We start from the raw sequence: 6,079 nt of genomic DNA, 5'->3' as shown, positions 1-6,079 counted from the left end.
ACGGCGCCGCGGACAATCCCACCATCGTCGTCGTCAACACCAAGACCAACGAACGCATCCTCCTGCGCAAAGACCAGCCCGCTCAGAGTGGCATGCACCTGAAGTCCTTTCATCTCTCCAGCAGCCGCAATGCATGTCAGGTGGATGTCGTGCTCGGTTCAGAGGCTGCCGTGCTCACCTACGATTCGAACTACCTCGCTCAAGTTTCCGCCACTGAAACCAGCCGTATGGCTGCCGCAAAACCTGCTGGAAAGTCTGCGAACAGAACGCTCGTCATACCTTCGATTCCTCTGCCCGGGACCAAGCCCGGCCCTCCTCCATCCACCGCAGTGGTCGCCTCCCGCCAGTTTGCGCCACCGCCGGTGTCAGAGCCTTCATCCTCATCCCCGGCCTCCACCTCGGCCGCTCCCGCACGCGCTCGCTTCGCCTCTCCGCCGCCCCCGACACCTCAGTGACTCGGGTGCACCGTTCCTGGAACGTGAACACAAAGTTGATCTTCGCGATCACGCTCCCCCGGTCCCGGTCCGTGCCCGCTCATACCCGCGCCACCGCCACAATCCCAAAAGGGGGTCAGTGTGCAAATACTTGACAAAATATACCGGCCCCTTTCCACAGCAGCCCGCCCTCGAAACGAAACTCTCGAAAACAACATTCAACGCCGCCGCACTCCACGCCGAAGTAGTTCGATGCGGGCCGAAATACACCGACTCCCCAGCTCAGGTTTGAAAAATGGAGGTTGAAACCGTCTCCTAAAACGTGAACACAAAATTGATCTTCGCGATCACGCTCACGCGGTCCCGATCCGGAAAGTTCGCCCACGTTTCCAGCACGATGTGCCTGCTCAGGTCATACTTTGCCCCAATGGCCGTGATGTACCCATGCTGATCGCGCGACTGCACCACGTCCGCATTCAGATTCAAATTCCGCTCAAACAGCTTCCACGTGCGGTCCACGCCAAAGAGGTAGCTGTCGCCATTCGTCTGCAGTCCGTAGCCCGCATGCAAACGCACGAAATGGAAATCATGCCACAGCATCGCGTAAGTAAAAGGATCGCCCGCACGCCTTGTGTCCGTCAGCGCCACACCGGCCACACCCAGCGCAAACATCCCATCCTCCCACGGCTGAATCCGTGCCTTCGTCTGAAACACCAGCGGCCCCGAGTAGCCCGTGCCCAGCGCGCTGTCCAGACCCCACTCCACATGCAGCGGCTTGAAATCCCACCCGGTCTTAAAGCCCGCCCAGTCCGAAGTCTTGCCCGGTCCGCTCGTCGCAAATTGGTTCGCCCCGCCAAAGCTGCTGAAGTACTGCACCGCCACCGTCCGGTGCGGCACAGTGTCCGCCGTGGGGATGTTGTTCAACCCCGTCGGCGTCCCAAAAGCCGTGCCAGCAGCAAGCATTACAAATACCATAATCTGGTATCCATAAGCACGAAACGAGGCGGCACGAGCCTCGTGCCCCCTCAATCCTTCAGTTCCGCAAAGTCTCAAAACATTCATGGCGGCAGTCCCTGTTCACTTCTTCTTGTTCTCATCCTGATGCCCGTCGCTGTACGCTTGCGCGGCCAGCGTGGGCACCGTCTTCGCCAGTGCCGCCTGATTCTGCCGGCCCGAGGCATAGGACTCAAACACCGCGCGGATCTCATCGCGCACGCGGCGGAAGACCTCCATCTGCTCCTCCTCCGTGCCCGTGGCATGTGCAGGATCATCAAAGCCCCAGTGGTGCCGGTTCACCTGTCCGGGAAACATCGGGCAGGCCTGGTCCGCATTGCCGCACACCGTGATCACCGTTTCGATGTCCTGATTGAGAAACTCATTCAGATGCTTCGAATGATGCGCCGAGATGTCGATGCCGATCTCCTCCATCGCCTTGATGCCAAGAGGATGCACATAGCCCGCAGGCTTGGAACCGGCGCTGGCCACGGTGTAGCCTTCGCCCAGCGCGCGGCGCAGGATGCCTTCAGCAAGGTGGGATCGGCAGGAGTTGCCCGTGCAGAGAATAAGAATAGTGGGGTGTTTCATGGGGGGAAGTAGGGGTAAAAGGAAATAAAATCATTCAGCAGCAGGCGCGCACCGGCCACCGCAGCAGCCGCTGTCACGCACGCCCATGCACAGCGGCACCGCGATCAGCGCACCGAGTACCGTCGCCACGAGATACAGCCACAGATGCTCCAGATGCCCGGAGACCAGCGCAGGCGCCAGCGAGCGCGCAGGATTCATCGAGGCACCGCAGGCAGGACCCGCAAACATCGCCTCCAGCGCAATGACACCACCGATCGCAATCCCTGCCGTGATGCCCTTTTCCTTGGCCCCGGTGGACACGCTCAAAATCGTCAGCATCAGCATCGCCGTCAGCACCAGCTCCAGCACAAAGCTCTGCATCTCAGATCCCGCCGGCAGCGTCGCCCCCAGCGTGGCATCCTGCGGATACAGCACCCGCAGCAGCAGGCTGGCAGCCAGCGCACCGCTGATCTGCGCACCAAGAAACCCCGGCACCTCACGCCACGCAAAGCGCCGTGCCACCGCAAAAGCCAGCGTCACCGCAGGGTTCAAATGCGCGCCGCTCACATCACCAAAAGTATAAATCATCGCCAGCACCACCAGCCCAAAGGTCAGCGCAATGCCCGCATGCCCGATGGCCCCGTGGCTCGCGGCATTGATAATGATCGCACCCGTGCCCGCAAAGACGAGCGTGAAAGTACCGAGGAATTCAGCGAGAAGTTTTTTCATGGAATAGTTCAGCAGCATTTGGAGCCCGGCGTGCAGCAGGAAGCAGCCGCCTCAAGTTTCGGCGCAGGCGCACATTCACCCGGCAGGCAGATCCCACGCGCCAGGCAGTCCGTGTGCTTCAGCCCCAGATGAAACGCCAGCGCGCCATCGATGACCTCCGCGCTCTCCACCGGAAACTGCGCCACCACGCCGTCCTCGTATTCAATCTCCACCGGCAGGTTGTGGTGCGGCAGCACATCGTCCGCACGTTCAAAGATCGCCGCCAGCTTGCCAGAGAGCAGCCGGTGGTCCACATCATCATGCACCCACGTTTGCAGCAGGCAGGTCTCCAGCGTGCGCCGCGTCCCGCCGCAGTCGATGAAGTTCTTCATCACATGGCCCACTTCCGTGACGTGATAGTGCGCGGGGATCATGCCGCCATCCGGCAGCACAAACAGCAGCGGCTTGTCCGCATGCGCATTCAGGAGGGAGAGAAATTCGGTGATGTTCATGGTAGTAAAAAGCAGTTAGCAGCAGGGTTTGGTGGTGGCCTTCTTCGGTGCCAGCTGGTCCAGGCAGCGCAGGAAATCCCCCAGGCAGTCGCAGGCCAGGCGATAGTAAATGTTCAGCCCGCGCTTGTCAGACACCAGCACCCCGGCCTGACGCATCATGCTCAGGTGCTTGGACACCGTGGACATGTCCGCGCCCACCAGATCCTTCAGGTCGCACACGCACATCTCGCCATCCATCAGAGCCTCGGCGATCAGCAGCCGCGAAGGATGCGCCAGCGCCTTGATCACGGCGGCTCGTTTGCTGGAAACTGTCTTGCTTGCAGGCATTGGTATCAATTGGTTATTTGGCTAAATAACCAAATAGAAGCGCCTCATCAAGCGCTTTCTTTTGTGCGGCGTGTGACATTTGTTCGAATTGCAGGCGCAGGTGGTGTAGGGTCCGCTTTCCCGCTTGCGGAGAAAGCAGCAAAGGAATGATCAACAAACTCGAAAAATGGGCATGGGCAGGCGGAGCGCTGCTGGCGGGAAACGTCGGCATGGTCAATGCCGTGGGCCTGAAAAGCTACGCCCATCAGGCCGTCACCCACGTCACCGGCAGCACCACGCTGTTCACCCTGGCCGTCGCGCATCTTGACCTCCCGGCACTGTCGGATCTCGGCATGGTGTTGCTCTCCTTCGTGGCCGGTGCTGCGCTCAGTGGCTTCATCGTGCAGAAAGATGCGCTCAAACTCGGTCGACGTTATGGATTTGCGCTCTTGATCGAAAGCCTGCTCCTCATGGTCGCCGCGTCACTCATGCGCTCAAACAACGGCCTCGCCAGCTACTTTGCCTCCGCCGCCTGCGGCCTGCAAAACGCCATGGCCAGCACCTACAGCGGTGCCGTGCTGCGCACCACGCACGTCTCCGGCATGTTTACCGATCTCGGTGCCGCCTTCGGCCACTGGCTGCGCGGCCTCAGCGTGGATGTCAAACGCGTCCGGCTCTACGCCACCCTCGTCGGCTCCTTCATGCTCGGCGGCGTGCTCGGCACTCTGCTCTTCGACGTTTACTCCTACAACACCCTTTACATCCCCGCCGCGCTCACAGGCATGGCAGCCGCAGGCTACACCCTCTACGCCCACATGCGCCGCAAGTGAACTCAACGCACCGTCGGCGTCACCTCAACCGCCGCCGCCGGCACGATCCAGAACACCCGCTCGCTCGCCTCTCCCCCCGCCTGCGCCATCATGAGCTTCATCAGCTTCGGATGCGTTCCACCATCAGACCAAAAAGAGGCCCACTGCTGCGTACCAAGCGGCAGCACACGCCACTCACACTCCGCCAGATCTTCAAACAGCACAACGCTGCTATCCTGGCACGTCAGCATCAGCCGTAGGCCACCTCCAGGCTGGTCCTGTGTAAACAAAACCACGCGGCAGTCCGGTGTCTCATCAAACGGGGATCGCACATGCTCCAGCTCCAGCCGGGTCAGGTACTGCCCGCCTTTCTGCGTGGTGCTGAGAGTCAGCAGCGCGTTGGCGGGCAGCTCCGCCAGCAGATGCTCGCAAAACGTGGCAAAGGCCTGCATCCGTGCGTCACGGCGTTCCGCCCGGCGCACATCATCCGCCAGCAGCAGCGTGCCCTGCGCCAGGGAATACACCGCGCCCAGCACCAGCGCCGTGATCGCCAGCACGATGATCACCTCCAGCAGGGTGAATGCTTTCGCTCGAGATGACTGGCGCAGTTTTTTCATCAGCGGAACAGCGGCGGATACACCCAGGTTTCAGCGCTGGCCTGCTGCTGTGTCCGGCCTTCCAGCCATGCAGCCGTCACGCGCACCTCAAACAATCCCGCCAGCGGCTGCCCATCTCGATCCTTCAGTTCCAGCGGCGTGTGCGTCACGGTGTAGCTCACATCACCCTCCTGCAGTTTCACTTCCTCAATGTCATCCGGCCTGCGCGTATGTTCCACCAGCAGCGACCGCATGCGCTCCTGTACCGCCGCTTCATGCCGGCGCAGCAGGGTGTGCTCGCCCAGTTGGTGCACGGCTTCCACCAATGCCACCACGGCGGTGCTGAACACCATCAGCGCCAGCAGCGTTTCCAACAGGGTGAAGCCACGTCGTTTTTTCACGGGTTTTCCTCCAGTTCTTGGAACCCCGCTGTCAGTGGATCAAGCGTGGCGCTGACCCAGTTTGCACCGTTTTGCCAACGCAGTGTCAGCGGTTCACAAAGTCCGCCGGGTCGTAGCCGCAGATGCTGGTTGGTGGTAGAAACAAACGTCTCACTGCCCGAATGGCGCACGGTGAGCTTGGCCTTCTGACTCAGGCTGCTCAAATCAACGGACTGAGGTTGCACGGTGTTGAGGGTTCGGGTCATGGCTTGCATCAGGACGCGCTCAGCGTCATGCGCCACGCGGAGAAGTTCGTGCTCCTCGGTGAGCTTTTGCACGGCTCCGGCTCCGATGCCAATGACGAGGGACGCGATGGCGAGCACCACGATCATCTCCAGCAGCGTGAACGCCTTCATTTGGCTACCAGTTGCCAATATCATCGTCGGTGTTCTCCAATCCGTCTGCACCGAGGGAGAGGACATCATAACCTCCTGCGTTGTGCTTGCCGGGATTGCGATACACCAGCTTGCGGCCCCAGGGGTCGGTGATGCCGTCGGGTTTGACGAGCTGGTTCCAGCGCTTGGGCTTCGGGTCTGCCGTGGGGCGCGACACCAGTGCCTCAAGTCCCTGTTCCTGCGTGGGATAAGTAAGATTGCTGATCTTGTAGGAGGTCAGCGCGACTTCGAGACCTTTGATCTTGGCACCCGTGGTGACGTGTTCGGCATCGCCCTCGATGCCCTGCACCATGAAGGCCACGGTTCCGAGAATGAG

10 protein-coding genes and 1 pseudogene are annotated in these 6,079 nt (G+C 60.9%); 2 read left to right on the top strand and 9 right to left on the bottom strand.

Going from position 1 to position 6,079, the window contains the following annotated elements; genetic code table 11:
* Positions 1 to 455 (top strand): annotated as a pseudogene (locus ACIREA_RS24570) (hypothetical protein); the annotation flags it as partial.
* Between the two features lie 294 nt (positions 456 to 749).
* Here ACIREA_RS24570 and ACIREA_RS24565 read toward each other — a convergent pair.
* The 5 genes from ACIREA_RS24565 to ACIREA_RS24545 all read right to left on the bottom strand — a co-directional run bounded on the left by ACIREA_RS24565 (position 750) and on the right by ACIREA_RS24545 (position 3,544).
* Positions 750 to 1,358: a hypothetical protein gene (locus ACIREA_RS24565; protein WP_397384976.1), complete on the bottom strand. Its 609-nt coding sequence runs from the start codon at positions 1,356 to 1,358 to the stop codon at positions 750 to 752.
* Between the two features lie 153 nt (positions 1,359 to 1,511).
* Positions 1,512 to 2,018 carry an arsenate reductase ArsC gene (locus tag ACIREA_RS24560; RefSeq protein ID WP_397384975.1) on the bottom strand — a complete coding sequence of 169 codons (507 nt, stop codon included), beginning with the start codon at positions 2,016 to 2,018 and terminating at the stop codon, positions 1,512 to 1,514.
* A 30-nt stretch (positions 2,019 to 2,048) separates the two neighbouring features.
* Positions 2,049 to 2,726 (bottom strand): MIP/aquaporin family protein, encoded by a 678-nt coding sequence (locus ACIREA_RS24555; RefSeq protein WP_397384974.1) that lies wholly within the window; start codon positions 2,724 to 2,726, stop codon positions 2,049 to 2,051.
* An 8-nt stretch (positions 2,727 to 2,734) separates the two neighbouring features.
* Positions 2,735 to 3,217 carry a DUF6428 family protein gene (locus tag ACIREA_RS24550; RefSeq protein WP_397384973.1) on the bottom strand — a complete coding sequence of 161 codons (483 nt, stop codon included), beginning with the start codon at positions 3,215 to 3,217 and terminating at the stop codon, positions 2,735 to 2,737.
* A 15-nt stretch (positions 3,218 to 3,232) separates the two neighbouring features.
* Positions 3,233 to 3,544: an ArsR/SmtB family transcription factor gene (locus tag ACIREA_RS24545; protein WP_397384972.1), complete on the bottom strand. Its 312-nt coding sequence runs from the start codon at positions 3,542 to 3,544 to the stop codon at positions 3,233 to 3,235.
* A gap of 146 nt (positions 3,545 to 3,690) precedes the next feature.
* Here ACIREA_RS24545 and ACIREA_RS24540 point away from each other — a divergent pair, with 146 nt between their 5' ends.
* Positions 3,691 to 4,353: a YoaK family protein gene (locus tag ACIREA_RS24540; protein WP_397384971.1), complete on the top strand. Its 663-nt coding sequence runs from the start codon at positions 3,691 to 3,693 to the stop codon at positions 4,351 to 4,353.
* Positions 4,354 to 4,355: 2 nt separating this feature from the next.
* Here the strand turns inward: ACIREA_RS24540 and ACIREA_RS24535 are convergent, their stop codons facing one another.
* The 4 genes from ACIREA_RS24535 to gspG all read right to left on the bottom strand — a co-directional run.
* Entirely contained in the window at positions 4,356 to 4,949 is a 594-nt protein-coding gene (locus ACIREA_RS24535; protein ID WP_397384970.1) for a type II secretion system protein, read from the bottom strand.
* Complete coding sequence (locus tag ACIREA_RS24530; protein ID WP_397384969.1) at positions 4,949 to 5,329, bottom strand: type II secretion system protein; 381 nt, start codon at positions 5,327 to 5,329, stop codon at positions 4,949 to 4,951. The genes ACIREA_RS24535 and ACIREA_RS24530 overlap by 1 nt, the downstream gene beginning before the upstream one ends.
* On the bottom strand, positions 5,326 to 5,724 hold the full coding sequence (locus tag ACIREA_RS24525; protein WP_397384968.1) for a type II secretion system protein: 399 nt from the start codon (positions 5,722 to 5,724) through the stop codon (positions 5,326 to 5,328). The genes ACIREA_RS24530 and ACIREA_RS24525 overlap by 4 nt, the downstream gene beginning before the upstream one ends.
* Positions 5,725 to 5,728: 4 nt before the next feature.
* The coding region (gene gspG / locus ACIREA_RS24520; RefSeq protein ID WP_397384967.1) for a type II secretion system major pseudopilin GspG at positions 5,729 to 6,079 on the bottom strand (351 nt) is incomplete at its 5' end.

Source organism: Prosthecobacter sp. (assembly GCF_044373815.1).
Lineage (GTDB): Bacteria > Verrucomicrobiota > Verrucomicrobiia > Verrucomicrobiales > Verrucomicrobiaceae > Prosthecobacter.
This window is presented reverse-complemented; position numbering and strand designations above follow the sequence as displayed.

Bases quoted from the DNA above. Each gene is read 5' to 3' on its own strand.
- ACIREA_RS24545 (WP_397384972.1), bottom strand. From the start codon at position 3,544: ATGCCTGCAAGCAAGACAGTTTCCAGCAAACGAGCCGCCGTGATCAAG.
- ACIREA_RS24550 (WP_397384973.1), bottom strand. From the start codon at position 3,217: ATGAACATCACCGAATTTCTCTCCCTCCTGAATGCGCATGCGGACAAG.
- ACIREA_RS24525 (WP_397384968.1), bottom strand. From the start codon at position 5,724: ATGAAGGCGTTCACGCTGCTGGAGATGATCGTGGTGCTCGCCATCGCG.
- ACIREA_RS24535 (WP_397384970.1), bottom strand. From the start codon at position 4,949: ATGAAAAAACTGCGCCAGTCATCTCGAGCGAAAGCATTCACCCTGCTG.
- ACIREA_RS24540 (WP_397384971.1), top strand. From the start codon at position 3,691: ATGATCAACAAACTCGAAAAATGGGCATGGGCAGGCGGAGCGCTGCTG.
- ACIREA_RS24560 (WP_397384975.1), bottom strand. From the start codon at position 2,018: ATGAAACACCCCACTATTCTTATTCTCTGCACGGGCAACTCCTGCCGA.
- ACIREA_RS24555 (WP_397384974.1), bottom strand. From the start codon at position 2,726: ATGAAAAAACTTCTCGCTGAATTCCTCGGTACTTTCACGCTCGTCTTT.